We start from the raw sequence: 18,556 nt of genomic DNA, 5'->3' as shown, positions 1-18,556 counted from the left end.
TAGCTCTGCCAGACGTTCAATTTTGTATTTTTTCGTTGATTTAACGGGGTTAACGACAAAAACAACTTGCCACCCCCCAATTTTTGGTTAATAGTAATGGTAACGACACCGCACTATTTCCCCAAAAGAAAGGAAGATGACAAGTTGCTACCTCTATTATTAACCTATTTAGTTGATATTATCAAGCGTCAACGAATGATTATTCTTGCGTTAATTAACCTAGTAATCCTGTTGACGAAAAATTCCCGTATGCCTCAGTTAACTGCTCCGGATAATTTAAATTACCAGAAGCTCAAAGTCGATGAACTGCCTTTGATTGAAAAAGTTGAAAAGTTGGACTATCAGCTGCTTCTCCAAACTCATTTCGAAAAAACTGGGAAAGTTCTCCAGCCTATTCAACGCCGCAATGGCGTTAAAATCAACCTAGACCTCAATACAACCTGCCCACGCTGCAACGCTCCCTCGGACTACCTCTACGCCAATAATGGCTCCAAAGGCCAATGCAACTGTAAAGTCTGTGACGCCTTATTCAACCCTAAAAACCGTTATTCAAAAGAAGCCATTTTAAAGTGTCCGCATTGCTCACATCCGTTGGAGAAAATCAAAGACCGCAATGGATTCGATGTCTACAAGTGTAAAAGAGCGGACTGTCCTTATTACTTGCGTAGGCTGAAAGAATTGACTCCGGAAGAAAAAGAATTGTTTGAGAAGGATTCCCAACAATTCAAGATGCACTATCTCTTCCGCCAATTCAATATTCCTTTTCATCCGATCTCAAAGGATTCAGTCATTCAACCGAAGGTGAATCTGGCCAATATCCATTGTTCGCCCCATACTCTGGGATTGATACTGACCTACCACGTAAACTACGGTCTTTCGGCCAGAAAAACAGCGGCACTTATGTACGATGTACATAATGTCAGAATCTCAGGTCAAACCATACTCAACTACGCTTCCAGTACATCCGTGGTTCTGAAGCCGTTCCTGGAGAACTATCCTTACGAATTATCCGATCAATTCTGCGGAGATGAGACTTACATCCGCGTTGGCGGTCGCTGGAACTATTTGTTTTTCTTCTTTGATGCCGTCAAAAAAATAATTTTGTCGAACTATGTTTCGCCAAACCGAGATACGGAATCCGCTATTTATGCCTTGCGCGAAGTCTTCAAAAAGATGCCCCAGATACCGGAGGACCTAACTTTCATCGTCGACGGCAACCCCATCTACCTTCTGGCTCAACACTACTATGCCCAACACGGCATCCCCTTTGACGTGAAGCAAGTAATCGGACTTACAAATAATGATCCGGTGTCAAAGGAATACCGACCGTTAAAACAAATCATCGAACGGTTGAACCGAACATTCAAAGGCAATTACAGAGCGACCACCGGATTCGGATCCCAACAGGGATCAGTCTCTTTCGTGACCTTATTCTGTGTGTACTTCAACTTTTTGAGACCGCACGCTGCCTTAGAAAAGAAGGTACCCGTGTTGATTCCTGAGCTGGACAAACTTCCCAACATGCCGGCTAAATGGACAAAATTAATCTCTTTATCCCAAGATTGGCTGATGGACCAAACCCCTTAACTTTTGGCACCGGAGCCCTCTAAAAAAAGAGAGAACCAATAAACTAAACACACGGCGGAGCGTACTCTTTACAATCCGAAAAGCCAATGGTTTAAAATTAGCTAAGCCAAGGGCTACTTTGTGCTGCTCCTTTTGTATACCGTCGCCCTTGACGGCAAAGGAAGAAACCATTGGCTCGGTTGTCAAGAGCGTTTGTTTCACCTAACTTTGAATAGCAGGGCTTGGTTTTTCACATCACCTCGTTATTTGGGGCAGTTTCCATAGAATTTTTGGCACTACCTATCTGTCGACGGATTTCTTAAAATGTATTTAAATTAGATAGTTTCATTATATCACTCTGCGTCATTAACGCATCATTACTTTTCCGTTACAAACGTTTTCACAATTAAAGCGCTGCCGCCTCACTGATCCGTGGTTTCGCCTGAGCTGACTGATTATACGAACGTTTACCTCCGGCGAGCAATCCTCGGCCGGAGGTAAACGCTGTTTTTAGTTGTCTCCTCCGGTGGGCTTCCGCTCGCCGGAGGAGGGATCGAATTTCGAGGCTTTCCTCCGGCGAGTCGCGGCTTCGCCGGAACTGGACCATCTTCACCAAATCCCCCACCCATGTTCATTAATGATTGTTTGTGTTTCTTTCATCCTCTATGGAAAACGTATCCAAACGATTAATAAGCAATTGATTTCACCGCCACGACATTAAAAAACACATTTTTGTTCGAAAACCCATCAAATTGTCGCGTTTTTGTTTATTTTTGTTCGTTCTCTGTTGACCAGATCGTGAAATTGTGCTAAATTATGGTTAACATAAAGAGGTGAATGAAAATGTTAAAAAAAGAACGCCTGCTGATACTCACTGAAATCGTCAACCAGGAAGGCATCATCACCGTAGCCGATATCGTCAAGCAACTGAACGTTTCCGACATGACCGTGCGCAGGGATCTGGACGAACTCGATAAGGCCGGAAAAATCCTGCGCATCCACGGCGGAGCACAAAGCATCAGCTACTCATTGGACCAGGAACTCTCGCATACGGAAAAACAAGAAGTCCAAAAAGAAGAAAAGCAAGCGATTGCCAAATTGGCGGCAAGCTACGTTGAGGATGGCGACACCATTTTCCTCGGGCCGGGCACGACGATCGAAATACTGGCGAGCTATCTCGGCGGCAAAAAAATCCGCATCATCACAAACAGCTATCCGGTTTTTGAAAATCTGCGCCAATACGACACCGCGGATATCATTATGATCGGTGGCGATTACCGGAAAAACACGGGTGCTTTCTTCGGCCCAATCGCGAACGACAACCTGAAAAAGTTGAAGTTCTCCAAATGCTTCATCAGCGCCAACGGCATCCACAATGAAGCGATCTCCACCTATAGCATGGCGGAAGGTGAAACCCAGAACATCGCCCTGAACAACTCCCGCACAAAATACTTGCTGGCGGACAACAAGAAATTCAACCGGGACGACTTCTACAATTTCTACAACCTGCACGACATCGATTATCTGGTCACCGATGACCATATCAGCGCAGATCTGGTCACGCATTACTCGCAATACGTCACCTTGACCCAAGCCCAAACAGAAGAAGGAGCTAACTTATGAAACTGAACGGCATCATTTTTGATTTCAACGGCACAATGTTCCAGGATTCGCATCTGCACGAACAGGCCTGGATCGACATGATCCAAAAGTACAGTCCAGGCAACGGGCTCACAGAAACAGAGATTCTGACAAACGTACACGGCCGCACGAACGACAAAATCCTGCGTCATTTTGTATCCCCTGACTTGACGGACGAAGAAGTGCAGAAACTTTCATTGGAGAAGGAAGAGCATTACCGCAGACTCTGCCTGAGCAAACCGGAGCAACTCGTATTGACGGACGGCTTGACCGAAGTGTTGGACGATCTGAAGGAGCGCAAGTTGCCGCTGACGATCGCCACCGCGACCATCAAAGAAAATGTCGACTTCTATTTCGACACCTTTGCGCTTGATCGTTGGTTCGATCCGGACAAAGTCGTCTTCGATGATGGTTCCTTCCCCGGCAAACCGGAGCCGGACATCTTCCTGCATGCCGCCAGAAAACTCGGGGTCCCCCCCGAAGAATGTCTGGTCATTGAGGACGCCTATTCCGGGCTCCGCGCGGCCAACAGCGCGAACATCGGTATGATCATCGCAATCGACCCGTTCTTCAAGAACCGGGAAACCTTCCAAAAGGAAAACCTCTGCAAGGACGGTGTCATCACGGACTTCCACGGCTTCACCCAGCGCCTTTTCGCAGAGCAAGCATAAAAGTTAAAGAGAACGCACCATCGGCCGGGCCGATGGTGCGTTCTCTTTTTGGTAAAGTACGTTGTTGCCAAGGTTACCGTATCAACGGGAGCTGTGCTCCGGTGAACGACGGCTTCGCCGTAGTTGACTGCTGGGTTTCGCTGTCCTGCTCCGGCGAAGGGTGCTTCGCCGGCGTTGGCCCCTATTTGTGGATCGGTTCCACCGATGAGCAGTCCCTTCACCGGAGCTGGCTCTCAATTCCCCGAAAAAAAAAGCATCGGGAAAAAATTTCCCGATGCTTTTTTGTGTAGTTGTATTATTTTTTACTTTCCTACTCTATAAGAATAAACCGTGCTATTCGATTATCTGAGTTTCTGCTAACTTCTTGTACCAGTAAGCACTTTTCTTCGGATAACGTTCCTGTGTTTCAAAATCCACGTAGAATAATCCGTAGCGTTTCTCATAGCCATTTGACCACGAGAAAACATCCATCAATGACCATATGAAATAACCTTTCACGTTCACACCTGCTGTTATTGCATCTGAAATGATCTCTAAATGTTTTTTAACATAATCGATACGTGCATCATCCTTGACTGTACCATCTACAAATTCATCTTTATAGCCTAGGCCATTTTCAGTAATGTAGATTTTTTTGTAATTAGGATAATCATTTTTGACCCGCATCATTTGATCATATAAGCCTTGTGGGTAGATCATCCAATCCCAATCCGTTCGTGGAACATCTACGTCAAACTCTCTTCTTCCGACACCTTTCAGCTGATATTTAGATCCGCCTTTAGCCCCCGTTGCATTATGCGTAATTTCTGATTCACCATCAAAGGCACGCATCCAATCGCTCATGTAATAATTGATGCCCAGAAAATCATTTAAATCCTTAGCTGCCTCAAGCATTTCAAAATCCTCTTCACGAAGATCCAAAGTGCCGCCATTTACGGAGAGAATATGATTGACACCCTCCATCGTTTTTTGAGAGTACCTACCCAAGTAAGTGGCATCCAGAATGAATTTGTTATGGATAATGTCTTCCAATTCTGCTGCCCGCACGTCACCCGGATTGGATGGATCATAAGGGTACTTTGTTGGGAGCGCATGAACGACACCTATTTCTCCTGAATAGCTGTTATCCTTATAAAGCTTGACCGCTCTTGCATGTGCAAGCATCATGTTGTGATGGGATTGGAATAATTTTTCAAAATCATACTTGATCCCTGGTGGGAATTTACCCACTAAGTATTGACCATCACCTATCGGGCCTATTTCATTGAATGTAGTCCAATAGTTCACTTCTGAAAATTCTTTAAAACAGAATTCAGCGTAATCAACAAAATAGTCAATGTTTTTACGATTTAAGAAATCTCCATCTGAATGCAACACTTCCGGAGTATCAAAATGATGCAGCGTGACAAAAGGTTCTACATGACGTTTATGGCATTCTGAAAAGAGATTATGATAGTATTCAACACCTTTAGGATTTACTTCACCAAAACCAGTCGGAAAAATACGTGACCATGCAATGGAAATGCGAATGCCGTTTACACCGAATTTTTCACTAAGTTCCAGGTCCACAGGATAACGATGATAAAAATCACTGGCTGGCTCTGCTGTATACCAATAGTTTTCTTCAAGATAAGTATCCCATGCTACACGGCCTTTTCCATCTGTTTGTGTCGCCCCTTCAGCTTGATAGGCTGCTGTTGCGCCCCCGAAAATAAAATCTTTTGGTAACTTTTTCATATTATAATCTCCTGTCTAGTCTTCAAATTGTTCCTGAACAAATGCAAGAGCCCCTTGGCCATCACGGGTCAATTTAATGTATTGACCTCCTTGCGTTTTAGCAAGTTTAACGCCCAATCTATCAGTATCCTGTTTGATATCTTCGTAATTCGAAGCTACTTGAGGTGCCAGGATGACTAAATCATAGTCTTTCATGATATCCATGTGCGCCCCATAGCTACCTGCTGCTGCTTTTACAGGAGCCCCATATTCAGCCGCAGCTTTATTTAAAGCATTAGCAAGAAGGCCACTTGTTCCACCGCCGGCACAAAGGACAAGAACATTTTTAGCTTCTATTATTTTATTTTCAAAAACTTTCGGATCATTCTCGTTCGTATCAGCACTTGCAAGGACCGCTTTGGCTTTTTTAGTATCAAAGCTGCCTTCAATTTTTTCTTTCAAACTATCCGTAGATGATACTCCAGCTTTTTCTTCTTCAAGAATTTGTGCATCGTAGACTTTAAAGAATGGGTAGTAAATCACTACGTCCACTACAATCAATGTAAGAGCAAGAACAAGTGACATCAGCCCGAATCCTGTTCCGATAACGATCCCTAAAGGACCTGGTGTTGTCCAAGGCAAATTCACACTAAAGCTGTTCATTCCAATAACATCAACGAAGAATTTGAAAATCCATACGTTAGCAATTGGTGCAAAAATAAATGGAACAAAGAATACTGGATTTAATACGATAGGTGCTCCAAATAAAATTGGCTCATTAACCCCAAAGAAAGTTGGCACAACTGACGCTCTGCCGATCGCCTTATTCCGTTTTGATTTTGATAACCACATGAACATGAATGGAACAACTAACGTTGCACCCGTACCACCCATTGTAACGATAAACATCTGTGTTCCGGATGTCAGAATCTTATCTGCATGCTGTCCAGCCTGTAAAAGTTGGAAATTTGTTTCAATATTCGCATAAGTAATCGCTGCAATAGCAGGTTCAACGATAGATGGCCCATGTATACCGACAAACCAGAATAGTGCATATGCACCAAATATGATTGTAATACCCAAGTAACCATCAGCCGCTGTGAACAGTGGCTCAAATAACTTAATAACAGACTCCGCCACATTCGTGCCCATAATGTTCCTGGTCACTATATCCAAACCATAAAGAACGACTATCACTAAGGTAAAAGGAATGATATCTTTAAATACTTGTGAAATGTTTGGTGGTACTTCTTCCGGCATCCGGATTGTCACATTATTTTTCACAGTGATATTATAGATATTCACAGTAATGAATGCTGCAAGAAACGCTGTCAATAGTCCTTTTGTCCCTAAGAATCCGTTTGCAAATCCACCGCCCTCAACTGCATCCGCAGCAAGGAGTAAGAAACCGGATATGGAAGCCAGCATAGTGGAAAGGAAGTTAATTTGATTGGTGTTTTCCAGCTTTCTGTTAAAGGAATCCGTTAAAGATTTTGCTGTTGTGCCGGCAACCAAAACTCCTAAAATCCCCATTGTATATCCGTATGGTTTCATAATCAAAGCTTCAGTCGATGCACTCCATGAGAAACCGAAGATATTAGGAACATAGGCAATCAATAGGAAAATACTTGAAAACAGAACAACAGGCATCGCTGAGATAAAGCCATCACGTATTGCGCGTAGATAGATATTACGGGATACTTTCTCAAAGAAAGGTTTAGCTTTTTCAATTTGTGCAATCAATGCATTCATCATAATTAGTTGCTCCCTCTTTTATACAATTCAATCATATGTTTCATCAAATCCCTAAGCAGCAATGTTGTCATCAAGTGATCCTGTCCATGCATCATCGTAACGCTGTACGCAATATCATCACCTGAAGCTTCCATAGTAAGCAAACTTGTCTGAGCTTTATGAGCTTCTATGATGCTGGTATTTGCTTCTTCACATAATGCTTCGGCTTTATCATAATCACCTTTTTCCGCTGCTTTTAAAGCATCCAAAAGGTACGATCGTGCTTCACCTGCATAGGCAACAATTTCAAACCCTAATAAAGTAGCTTCTTCCCTGTTCATTTTATTTCCTCCAATTTGTTCAGATTTTTTCTTTCCAAGATGTTGCTGTCGTTCCAAGAACTTTGCTTAGTGTATCGCTAGTATTAAAGCCAGTCTTACGCCACCATTTACGTGCAGCTTGCTCACCTTCTTTGATTTGTAATGATTGATTTCAATTCCTTACCAGCTAAATCCGTCCCCGGTACAAGAACCCTATTAATTTCCCCTTAACTAATTTTTCCGGAAGCGTTTTTATTTCCTTATGCCCTCATTATAAACAGAACCAAACACAAAATCAACCTTTTTGTTCGTTTTTTTGTTTTATTTTTTTGTTTTTGTTCATTAAATGTTTTTTTTTGTTTTTTAATTATATAAAAAACGGGAGAACCTTCTAAGTAAAGTTTCTCCCGTTTTTTCAGTTATTCGAAATAGGCCACAATCCCTGCCGTGATGGCTTTCGCCAAAGTCGCCTGATAGCTGGCCGTAGTCAGTTTCGCTAATTCGGTTGGCGAGCTCATGTATCCCAATTCCAGCAATACAGCCGGAATTGCCGTTTCGCGTAGAACAGCAAAAGTATTCCGACGCACACCACGATCGATCGCACCGGTATTTTCAACCAAGGAACCCTGGATTGCCGATGCTAAATCTGCACTTTCCAGAATACGTGTCGGGTCATTATGCATGTCCTCATTGATGATCGGTGGATAGTCGGAGTCGTATTCATAGTAATATGTCTCAATTCCCGTGACGGTTGCATTCGCAGGCATCGCATTGTGGTGGATGCTGACGAAAATATCCGCTCCCGAAGCATTTGCTTCTTTCGAACGCTCCAACAAACCAACATATGTATCGGTTGTGCGCGACATGATGACCGTGAATCCCAAAGCTTCCAGATTCGCTTTCACCTTGTTCGAAACGGCTAGATTGATCGTTTTTTCCATCACATTGCTGTAGGTCGCGCCCGCTTCCCAGCCGCCATGTCCAGGATCAAGGAACACAGTATGATTCAGATCCGCAACCGTCAAGGCATCCTTGGCGATCCAACCCAATACTTTTCCGTTCAGGGAAGCCAATGCCCAGAGGACTCCATCCGCAGTCAACTTTTCTTGGCTGACCGTTACGCTGCTGCCGAGGTAACTCGCTGTGTAACCGATTGTTTGGTAGCCTTCCGTCCCCCACGGTAAGGTGTTGATGCCGTCCGTACCGCGTATGATTGTCGCCTTATAGAATGTGTCGGTCGTTGAGATGACCTTATTGAAAAGTGCGTCCTTGGCGATCCAACCGATTTCCTTTCCATTGATGGAAATCAGAGCCCACGTCACGCCATTATCCGTTACTTGCTCTTTCGTGACAGTCACTTTTTGCCCCAGATACGTATAACTGTAGCCGATTGTTTTGTACCCTTTTGTACCCCATGGAGAGGTGTTGATGCCATCCGTTGCCCGCAAAACAGTCGCTTGGTAGAAAACAGACTTCGAAGAGACAACTTGAACATACGTTGGTTCCGTCAAAGCGGCTTTTGCGATCCAGCCAAGCTGTTTCCCATCTATCGAGATCAAGGCCCAGGTCACGCCATTGTCCGCCACTTTTTCTTGAACGACGGTCACTTGCTTACCGAGATAGTCGGAGCTGGTGCCGATGGTTTGATACCCTCTCGTTCCCCAAGGCTGCGTATTGATGCCATCCCCACTGCGCGTGACTGTAGCCGGATAATCCACGTCGATCGTCGACAAAATTTCAACATAGATAACCTTTCTCAATGCATCCTTGGCGATCCAACCCAATTGTCTGCCGTTTTGGGTGATCAAGGCCCAAGTAACGCCATTATCAGCCACTTTTTCTTGCGTGACAAGTACTTGCTGATTCATATAGGACGTACTGTCCGCAATTGTTTTGTAGCCTCTGGTCCCCCAAGGTTGCGTGTTGATGGCATCGCCTGCGCGGACAATTGTGGCATCGTAATCAACGGTTGTCGTCGACACAATCTGCACATAAGTCGGTTCAGTCAAAGCTCCTGTGGCGATCCAGCCCAATTGTTTGCCATCCACTGTGATCAACGCCCAGGTTACGCCGTTTTCAAGCAACTTCTCTTGCGTCACCGTGGCGGTCTTGCCTAGGTAAGCAGAGCTGAGAGCCACGGTCTTGAAGCCGCGCATGCCCCATGGGACAGTGTTGATCGCATCTGTGCCGCGCGTGATGGTGGCGGTGTAATCGATATCGGTCGTCTCCAACACTTCCAAATAATCCGGTTCGGTCAAAGCGTCCTTGGCGATCCAGCCGAGTTGGGTGCCGTCCACTGAAATAAAAGCCCAGGTAACACCATTTTCAACTACTTTTTCTTCGCTGATTGTGACTGTTTCACCAAGATGGTCGGCACTGTAGGCTAGTATCTTGAACCCCCGCGTCCCCCATGGCGCTGCGTTGATGGCATCCGTGCCACGGGTAATCGTTGCCGTGTACTCGACTGCGGTCGTCGACACGACCTCAAGGTAATCCGGCTCGACCGGCGCGGATAAGGCGGTTTTCGCAATCCAGCCAATAGCCGTTCCGTCCACTGAGATATATGCCCACGTTACGCCATTATCGGCCAGTTTTTCTTGCGTCACCGCGACCGTCTTGCCTGTGTAGTCAGCACTCCAGCCAATCGTTTCGAATCCCGGCGTTCCCCAAGGCTGCGTATTGATCGCATCCGTTGCCGACAGCACGCGCGCCTCATAATCAACAACCGTAGTCGACAGGATCTGCACACTGGCTTGCGTCACAATGGTGGTTATTTCGTTCAGCTCTTCGGCAAAAGTCGCAGGTGCACTTGCCAGCCCTAAAGTCAGCAGGACTGCACTTGCCAACGCGGCTCTGCGCCCATGCCCTCTATTTCCATGAAACATCCTTTTAAATTCCTCCTTCAAACAATCCTTGCATCAAAAAACATAAAATTTGTGAATGCATTTTCATCTTACCACTTTTCAACCCGAATCGCATCCGCATTTTTGGGACTGTCAAAATATCAGCCTGCAAAAAAACCTCTGGCCTATCCGTAAAATCTACAGATCAGCCAGAGGTTGCTACATATTCTATTTCAAAAGCGTGTCGTAAGGGATAAAGTAGGCGTAATCCCCTGACAAGATAAAGATCAGCAGGAAGATGACGACCGTGAATCCCAGGCAGAAAATCAGATTGACCATTTTGTTCTTCGTAAAATTCAGGATGAAATACGGCGCCACAAACATCTCATAGGTCGCGAACGGTGAACTCAAACGTCCCCCTACCGTCGCCAGATTTCCGAAAGCGATCAGGATCAACGAAGCCAGGAAGTAGAGGTTGTGGTACGTGCGGTATTTTTCATCTTTGCGGATATTCGTGAACAGCAAGGTGCCGAAGAAAATCAACAATTGCATCAGCAAGACCGGATTCAGCAGCCATTGCCCACCGGTGTAGGCCGGATTCGTGAAGTACGGAGCGTAGCGATCCGGCACCGCCCACAGATACAACTGAGGCATCTGCACGACAATTCCTGCAGCGACCGCCAGTCCGAACAGCACCATCACCTGCAGCCAGCTGCCGTTATGGAGATAATTCTCATAGACGTAGCCGACGATGAAAATGAGCGCTGTGATGTGGAATAGCGAGGCAATCCCGACCACCAACAGAAAGCGGAACAGCTGTTTCTGTTGCATGTATTTCACCGAATAGAGCAGGATGATGCTCGCAATCGAACCACGGATCTGTCCCATATCCCTCGCCAAAAAGAAACGCGAAAAATAGTAGAACAGGACCAAGGATGGGTACGGATTATTTTTGTAAAGATAATTGACCAACAACCCCATGCTCAGGAATGCGAAAAAGAGAATGAACGCATAGTAATTCAAACCTAGCTTAAGGAACAAATAATTCAAGAACAGGTAGCCGGGCTCGGCATCGATGCTGCCGTTGAAGACATCGGACAACCCGGTCAAGTCGTAGAAAAAGTAATAATAAGAAACGAAATCGTATCCCGAATAATAGCGCAACCCGGCCAAAATAGCCAGGAGGCCACCGCCGATCAGAACGATTTTTTTGTTGTCATAGAACACTTCAGCAATGCTGAGCAGCAACAGGGTGATGAATGTAAAGACATAGAGAGCCATCCATTATTCCTCCTCCAATGCTAGATTAAGATGATTTTGATTGGAGTCGCGTAATTTTCCAATAGCGTGCGTTGGTTCTTGTACCAGTCCTTTGTTGTGCCGTTCTTGCGGGAGACCAGGATGATTTCCTCGAAATGCAATAAAGGATCTGCCGCGAGTACGGATTTTGCGAACACGTACGGCGCGCCTGTCATCTGCTCCAAGCGTTTTTGCACAGCTGGCGCCAAAGGTTCCTCGGACAGGATCAGTTTACGTGCCGCAGCCGGATGCTGGATGCCGTGCGCCAAAGCCGTTTCCTGCTCAGCGGCATTCGTATGCGACAAGTCCAATACAGTATCGTCATCGCTCATGCGATAGTTGAACACGTCTGTGATTTCCTTTTTGAAGAAGAGACGGAAGAAGGCTAACAACATACCGAAAAGCAAGCCGCCGATGAACAAGCCAGCTCCCATGATGAGATACAGTGGCAAGCTGGCACTTCCGGTTTCATCCGTTGGCTCAGGCCCTTTCTCAAGTTGGACCACGTGCGGTTCAGACAGCAAGTAGACGCTCTTGTTTGCAAAGAACGGTAGTGTCTCATCCTGGATGGCTTGATAGAGCAACGTAGCGATAGCTGTGTTTTTCGCTTCATCACCGGTCCCTACCGTAATATGCAATTCGCTAGTATCATAATCCGTATCCACATCGATCATGTAATTTGCCGGGATATCGCCCTCCTCCATCGCTTCGATTTCTTCAGTCGCGACGATCGGTTCCGCGGAATGGATCAGCTCGTAGACTTCCGGAGACAACAGTACAGCTTCCAAAAGGTTGAAGTTCGTAAAGGCATAGCCTTCCGTATTCTCTACATAGAAATCAAACCGTACGGCATCTTCCAGTAAAGCCTTGTATTCAGCATCCGTGATCAACTGCAGCTCCAAGCCGGTAGCTGGATTGATTTCCTTGATTTCTTCGACTTTATCATCGCTGAACAGCGTATAAGCGATCGCCAGTGCATACAGGATGACAATGGCTAAAGCTGTCCCGACGATCGTCTTTTTGTTGTCCTGCATAAATGCCTTCGTTTCCTTCATGGTCGGTAAGTTTTTCATGCCGTACCCTCCGTTGCATCGTAGATTTTTTCCAGCGCTTTTGCGGTCTTCAGCATATCAAATGCTTCCATTTCCGGTTTCGGACGGTTGCCTTGCGGATTGCCCATGATTTCGGCTTCCCAACGGTCCAGCTCCGCATCCAACGGCACAAAACGGACATTTTCGGACAACACAGTATCTTTTGACACTTCCGTTGACAGTACCAATTTGACGTTGGCAGCCTGAGCCTCCACCGCCACGATCGGCAAGCCCTCATACAACGAAGGCAACAGGAAGACGTCCATCGCTTTCAGCAGTTCGGCGATATCTTCGCGTTCGCCCAAAAAGAGCACATGGTCTTCGATTTTCAGTTCCTTGGCTAAGCCATGGATCTCTGCTTCAAGACTGCCGGCTCCGACCGACAAGAGGTACGTATTCGGATGTTTCTTTAGGATGTGTTGGACAATCTTCAACAACAGCCGGTGATTTTTTTGTTCTTCGAAACGGCCGATGTGACCAATCACAAAGGCATTTGCCGGAATGCCCAACTGCGCATGCATTTCTGCTTTCGTCACCGATACGTTGCGGTAACGGTCGAGATCGATGCCGTTCGGAAGCATGACGAAAGGTTGTTCCTTGCCGAATAGGCCGATGCCGGCTTCATCCGAGCAGCCAATGAAATCAGTCGCATATTTCATCATCAGATTGTTGAAAATCGGACGCACGACGCTGTATGGGAAGCGATTGCCTTTGCCGTCGGAAGTCGCATGGCTATGGGCGATGCGTTTTTTGACGCCGGCTCTTGCAGCCAGCCACAGGTTCAGGCCGCCGCCGAAGAAGATTTCGTTGTGGACGACATCGACTTGGTTCTCCTGCAGAAGCTTGCTGACGGTGTTGATGTAGCGCAGCGGGTGCTTGTTCGGGTTCGGCACGACAAAAATCTTGCCCCCCAATGCTGCGATTTCATCATGGTAGGAACGCACGTCGGCAAATTCTTCATAGATGACGAAATCGAATTGGTACTTGGAACGGTCTATGTTGCGGTAGGCATTCATCATGAACGTCTCCGCCCCGCCCTTTCCCATTCTGCCCTGGAAATGCAGGACACGTTTAGGCTGAGTCATTGGTATAGTTCTCCCATCTTTCTAGAAATTTCCTTTGAGTTTTTCGATCAATTTCGGCGACGCATTGCTTAAGAGGTGCATCATGCCGGAAGCGATGTAGTTCAGGTAGACCGATTTCGATCGGAATAATAGTTTCATGATTTTCCGGATCGGCGTATCAGTCAGGCTGTGGGCCGTTGCGTACTGCACACGCGGGTGCTGCAGTATTTTTTGGATATAGGCCGTTTTGCCGGTCCAATCCAACGGGCAGCTTGCTCCGTGCAGCGGGATGATGCAGGACATCGTGCCTTTCAGGAAAAGCGCGCTGAAGCCGCCCAGGTCCTTGTCGGTCAGGTCCAGCAATTCATTGTAGAATTCCAGGAACGTTTCGAATTTATTGTCGAAATACTTGTTCGTCAAGCTGCTCTTGCCTTCGAAGGCGTATTGGTACAGCACCTCACTTGTCGTCACGACTTTTTGAGCATGACGGTAGTAGGCGATGTTGAACAAGCGGTCCTCACAGCTGCTGTAGCTCGGAAAGGCGATCTGATGCTCGCGGATGATGTCCAGACGGTAAATCTTGTTCCAGATGACATACATCAGTTGCTTGTTCATCAAAGGATACAGATTCTCCAGGAACGCCGTGTTCGAAGCGTAGGTTCGATCTTCGGCGATGACTTGTTTTTCCGAAACGATCTCCTGGTTGTCAAGCACCCGCAGATTATAGGAAGCCACAATCAGATCCGGGGCTTCGCCGGTTAGGATCGTTTGGTAGCGTTCCAAAGTATGTTGCTCAATTTCATCGTCCGCATCCATCAAAAACAGATACCGCCCTTGTGCGCGGGCGATGCCCTGGTTGCGGGCATTTCCCGGTCCGTTGTTCGGAATGGTGATGAAAGAAAAGCGGCTGTCCATGTTTGCGAATTCTTGCAGAACATCCGCTGTCGCATCCTTCGAACCGTCATTCACGATGATGACTTCAAAATCGCTGACCGTCTGGGCGGCGATACTCTCCAATGTAGCAAGGATAGTCCTGGCGCAGTTGTAGGCTGGGATCACGATGCTGAAAAAAGATTTGTTTTCCATTAGTTTTCCTTCCTAACGTAGGGCATGACAGAGCACCCAGGCCAAAAAAGGCCGGGGCTATGCAGAAATTTGCTCCTGTCAGTGCAACGCGTTACGCTTTGTTCTTTAATTCCTTCGCCAATTCTTTCAGATAAGTGCGCATTTTGTCGGCTGTATCTTTGTTCTCCAGACCGAATTCGATGTTGGCGATCAACAGACCGTATTTGTCTCCCACGTCGTAGCGCTTGCCGGTATATTCGTACGCCACCAGCGGATGGATCGCGTTCAATGATTCAATCGCATCCGTCAACTGGATTTCATTCCCGGCATCCGGCGCTTGGTTGCGCAAAATGTCGAATATTTCCGGTGTCAAAAGATACCTGCCGATGATGGCAAGGTTACTCGGCGCTTCTTCCGGAGCCGGTTTTTCGATGAAATGGTTGACGCTGTAGATGTGTTCGCCGACCTGCTCCTTGATGTCAATGATGCCGTACCGGTTGGTCATATCTTCGGGGATGCGCATCGTCGCCACAACACCGCCCTTCGTTTCGTCGTAGGTATCCATCAACGCTTTAGCCAACGGGACTTCGCTCGGCATGATATCATCGCCCAACAGCACGACAAACGGTTCGTTTCCGATGAAAGCCTCGGCCTGCAGAATAGCGTCACCGAGTCCATGCGGGTAGGCTTGACGCACATAATGGATGTGCGGAATGTTCGTCTTCTGAACCAATTCCAGCATCGCCGTCTTGCCTTTTTCTTTCAAGTTTTCTTCCAACGCAATATTTACGTCAAAATGGTCTTCGATCGGACTCTTGCCTTTCCCGGAGATGATGATGATCTCTTCGATGCCGGCAGCCATAGCTTCTTCCACCACATATTGGATACTCGGTGTATCCACGATCGGCATCATCTCTTTAGCCATCGCTTTTGTTGCTGGTAAAAAACGTGTTCCCAAACCTGCTGCAGGTATTACAGCTTTCCGTACTTTCGTCATGTGTCTCCCTCTTTCATGAATAGTCCGTTTCATTATAACAAAGATGCCGATAAAAAAGAATCAACATAGGACAGAAAAAAGGCCACGGCACACATCCAATCGGATGAGCGATGCCGCGGCCCAAGCTCGTTCAGCGTAAAATTAAGCTTCGTATCCATTCGGATTGTTCTTTTGCCAATTCCAGGAGTCGCGGCACATATCCGCCAATGTCTTCTGAGCTGTCCAGCCCAGTTCTTCTTTGGCTTTCGTCGCGTCCGCGTAACAGGTCGCAACATCGCCAGGACGTCTATCGATGATGGTGTAAGGAATCTCTACACCGGTTGCTTTCTGAAAGTTATACGTCAAGTCCAGCACGCTATAGCCGATACCAGTACCGAGATTGTAGATGCCGACGCCTTCCGTTTCTTTGATTTTGTCCAAAGCCTTGATGTGACCCAACGCCAAGTCGACGACGTGGATATAGTCGCGCACGCCTGTGCCGTCATGTGTATCGTAATCATCACCGAACACGCTCAGGCGCGGCAATTTTCCGACAGCCACTTGCGTGATGTACGGCATCAGGTTATTTGGGATGCCGGTCGGGTCTTCGCCGATCAAGCCGGACTCATGTGCGCCGATCGGGTTGAAGTAGCGCAACAAAGCGATGCTCCATTCGGAATCGGAAACTGCAATATCCTGAAGGATTTGTTCAATCATCACTTTCGTGTAGCCGTAAGGGTTCGTTGCGCTTGTCGGCAGGTCTTCCGTCAGCGGTGACACGTTGTTCATGCCGTAAACCGTCGCCGAAGAGCTGAAGACGATTTTCTTCACGCCGTGGCTGCGCATAACATCGCACAGCACCAAGGAGCTCGTGATGTTGTTGTGGTAATATTCGATCGGTTTCGCCACGGATTCACCGACTGCTTTGTAGCCCGCAAAATGTATGACCGAGTCGATGTCCTCTTTTGCGAATACGGCGTCCAAGGCTTCGCGGTCCAGCACATCCACTTCATAGAACGTCGGTGCTTTACCGGTAATCGTTTCAATTCGGTTCAATACTTCCGGCTTGCTGTTGGAGTAATTATCGACGATGACCACTTCTTGTCCTGCATTCAATAATTCCACTACGGTATGGCTGCCGATGTAGCCGGCGCCGCCTGTTACTAATACTGCTGACATAATATCCCTCTTTCCGATTGACTAGTATTCATTTATTTTCTTTTTCATTGATGCCGTGATTAATTTTCTGTGATGTCATCCGTTTCGCCGAAATTGTCTGAATCGGACACCCTTGTAGCCGATAACGCGCTGGTCATCTGGCCATAGCCGAAGGATGCGTCCGCGTCAGACAGATTCATGTCGCTGAACTGTACTTCTTCAATCTCCAACTCATTACGCAGCGTGTTGGCCATGCGCAAGCGTTCTTCAGGATCCACATAATAATAGTAGATTTCATCATAGTATAACTCTTCCCCGGCAATCGAAAGCTGCGTGAAGTTATCCAATGCATCTACATAACCTGACTTGATGTCCAGCAGATCTTCAAACGAAAGATTGGTTTGGATATTCACTTCTACTGCACTGAGTATTTTCTTGTAATTCGTGACGCTGTCGATACTGATCAATTTATCCAAAATCGCTTTGATGACCATCCGTTGCCGATTTTGGCGGCCCAAATCACCTTCCGGATCCTCTTTGCGCATCCTAGCGAATGCCAAAGCATCCCAACCGTCAGCCAATTTCGTTTCGCCCTCGATGAAGGAAGACCCTTCAAACTCGAACGACAATGGACTTGTCAATTCGATGCCGCCGATAGCTTCAACAATGTCATGCAGTCCCTGCATATTGATTTCGACATAATAATCGATCGGAACATTCAGGAATTCCTGGATGGAATTGATAGCCATCTGGGTGCTGCCGAAAGCGTAGGCATGCGTGATTTTGTCGTTGTATTCCGGATAAAGATTCGTTTCATAGCCCACCATTTCGGCATAACTGTCGCGCGGCACGCTGACGATTGTAGTCTTTTTAGTCTTCGGATTTACCGTTGCGACGATGATTGTATCCGAACGACCGCTCCCTTCCGCGATGCCGTCTCCATACATATCGATCCCCAACAGAGCGAACGAAATCGGATGAGTCGCATCTACCGAAACCTCCTCTTCCCGCTTATTTTCCGTTTCAACATCTTCAAATACAGTTTTCAGTGTGCTCTCCACATCATCGTAGACCGTCCAGAAAAGCGCAAAAGCAACGAGGGCAAAGCCCAACAATGAGAGAATAATGATTCGGTTTCGTTTTTTCTTCCTAAAATAATTGCTTCTTGTGTCATTCATCGATTCGAGCCTCTTTCTGCGCAATGCAGCTGCATGACAGCCCATCGCCCCACTTAATATCGCTCCATCAAGTATAGAACAATTCAGGCGAATGAAAAAGGCTTATTAAAAAACTTAACAAAAAAGCAAACCTATCGTAAAGTGATACCCATCAACTTTGACATAGTCCCACAAACCTTTTTACAGATGCTTTTCTAGGCTTACTACAGACTCTCAAATCCTTTTAAAACGCTT

14 protein-coding genes are annotated in these 18,556 nt (G+C 46.6%); 3 read left to right on the top strand and 11 right to left on the bottom strand.

The annotated features are described in order from the left end of the window. The first annotated feature begins 249 nt into the window (after positions 1-249). The 3 genes from ACKPCD_RS06330 to ACKPCD_RS06320 all read left to right on the top strand — a co-directional run bounded on the left by ACKPCD_RS06330 (position 250) and on the right by ACKPCD_RS06320 (position 3,878). On the top strand, positions 250-1,587 hold the full coding sequence (locus ACKPCD_RS06330) for a DDE-type integrase/transposase/recombinase (RefSeq protein WP_321433154.1): 1,338 nt from the start codon (positions 250-252) through the stop codon (positions 1,585-1,587). A gap of 822 nt (positions 1,588-2,409) precedes the next feature. Continuing rightward, positions 2,410-3,189 (top strand): DeoR/GlpR family DNA-binding transcription regulator, encoded by a 780-nt coding sequence (locus ACKPCD_RS06325; protein ID WP_321434402.1) that lies wholly within the window; start codon positions 2,410-2,412, stop codon positions 3,187-3,189. Between the two features lie 2 nt (positions 3,190-3,191). Continuing rightward, the gene (locus tag ACKPCD_RS06320; RefSeq protein ID WP_321434545.1) at positions 3,192-3,878 is read left to right on the top strand and encodes an HAD family hydrolase; all 687 of its coding nucleotides are present in this window, start codon (positions 3,192-3,194) and stop codon (positions 3,876-3,878) included. Between the two features lie 333 nt (positions 3,879-4,211). On the opposite strand, the gene lacG is transcribed toward ACKPCD_RS06320, so the two are convergent. From lacG to ACKPCD_RS06265, 11 genes are all read right to left on the bottom strand, one after another. Continuing rightward, positions 4,212-5,615 (bottom strand): 6-phospho-beta-galactosidase, encoded by a 1,404-nt coding sequence (gene lacG / locus ACKPCD_RS06315; protein ID WP_321434401.1) that lies wholly within the window; start codon positions 5,613-5,615, stop codon positions 4,212-4,214. Positions 5,616-5,630: 15 nt separating this feature from the next. Next, positions 5,631-7,346: a lactose-specific PTS transporter subunit EIIC gene (locus tag ACKPCD_RS06310; RefSeq protein ID WP_321434544.1), complete on the bottom strand. Its 1,716-nt coding sequence runs from the start codon at positions 7,344-7,346 to the stop codon at positions 5,631-5,633. A gap of 5 nt (positions 7,347-7,351) precedes the next feature. Further along, positions 7,352-7,669 carry a PTS lactose/cellobiose transporter subunit IIA gene (locus ACKPCD_RS06305; RefSeq protein ID WP_068561019.1) on the bottom strand — a complete coding sequence of 106 codons (318 nt, stop codon included), beginning with the start codon at positions 7,667-7,669 and terminating at the stop codon, positions 7,352-7,354. Positions 7,670-8,067: 398 nt separating this feature from the next. Next, positions 8,068-10,533, bottom strand: a complete 2,466-nt coding sequence (locus tag ACKPCD_RS06300) for a GW dipeptide domain-containing protein (protein WP_321434400.1) — start codon at positions 10,531-10,533, stop codon at positions 8,068-8,070. Positions 10,534-10,719: 186 nt separating this feature from the next. Further along, positions 10,720-11,772 carry an EpsG family protein gene (locus tag ACKPCD_RS06295; RefSeq protein WP_319219345.1) on the bottom strand — a complete coding sequence of 351 codons (1,053 nt, stop codon included), beginning with the start codon at positions 11,770-11,772 and terminating at the stop codon, positions 10,720-10,722. 20 nt (positions 11,773-11,792) lie between these two features. Continuing rightward, complete coding sequence (locus tag ACKPCD_RS06290; protein ID WP_321434399.1) at positions 11,793-12,863, bottom strand: hypothetical protein; 1,071 nt, start codon at positions 12,861-12,863, stop codon at positions 11,793-11,795. Then, positions 12,860-13,966: a glycosyltransferase family 1 protein gene (locus ACKPCD_RS06285; RefSeq protein ID WP_321434398.1), complete on the bottom strand. Its 1,107-nt coding sequence runs from the start codon at positions 13,964-13,966 to the stop codon at positions 12,860-12,862. The genes ACKPCD_RS06290 and ACKPCD_RS06285 overlap by 4 nt, the downstream gene beginning before the upstream one ends. A 21-nt stretch (positions 13,967-13,987) precedes the next feature. Then, positions 13,988-15,031 carry a glycosyltransferase family 2 protein gene (locus tag ACKPCD_RS06280; protein WP_321434397.1) on the bottom strand — a complete coding sequence of 348 codons (1,044 nt, stop codon included), beginning with the start codon at positions 15,029-15,031 and terminating at the stop codon, positions 13,988-13,990. A gap of 91 nt (positions 15,032-15,122) precedes the next feature. Then, on the bottom strand, positions 15,123-16,007 hold the full coding sequence (galU, locus tag ACKPCD_RS06275; RefSeq protein WP_321434396.1) for a UTP--glucose-1-phosphate uridylyltransferase GalU: 885 nt from the start codon (positions 16,005-16,007) through the stop codon (positions 15,123-15,125). A gap of 141 nt (positions 16,008-16,148) precedes the next feature. Next, positions 16,149-17,165: a UDP-glucose 4-epimerase GalE gene (gene galE / locus ACKPCD_RS06270; protein ID WP_321434395.1), complete on the bottom strand. Its 1,017-nt coding sequence runs from the start codon at positions 17,163-17,165 to the stop codon at positions 16,149-16,151. A gap of 59 nt (positions 17,166-17,224) precedes the next feature. Then, positions 17,225-18,322, bottom strand: coding sequence for an LCP family glycopolymer transferase (locus ACKPCD_RS06265; RefSeq protein ID WP_321434394.1), 1,098 nt, complete (start codon positions 18,320-18,322; stop codon positions 17,225-17,227). Between the last annotated feature and the right edge of the window lie 234 nt (positions 18,323-18,556).

Source organism: Trichococcus flocculiformis, assembly GCF_963662535.1.
Classification (GTDB): Bacteria; Bacillota; Bacilli; order Lactobacillales; family Aerococcaceae; genus Trichococcus; species Trichococcus flocculiformis.
Note: the sequence above shows the minus strand (reverse complement) of the source record. Positions and strands in the feature narration are given on the sequence as shown.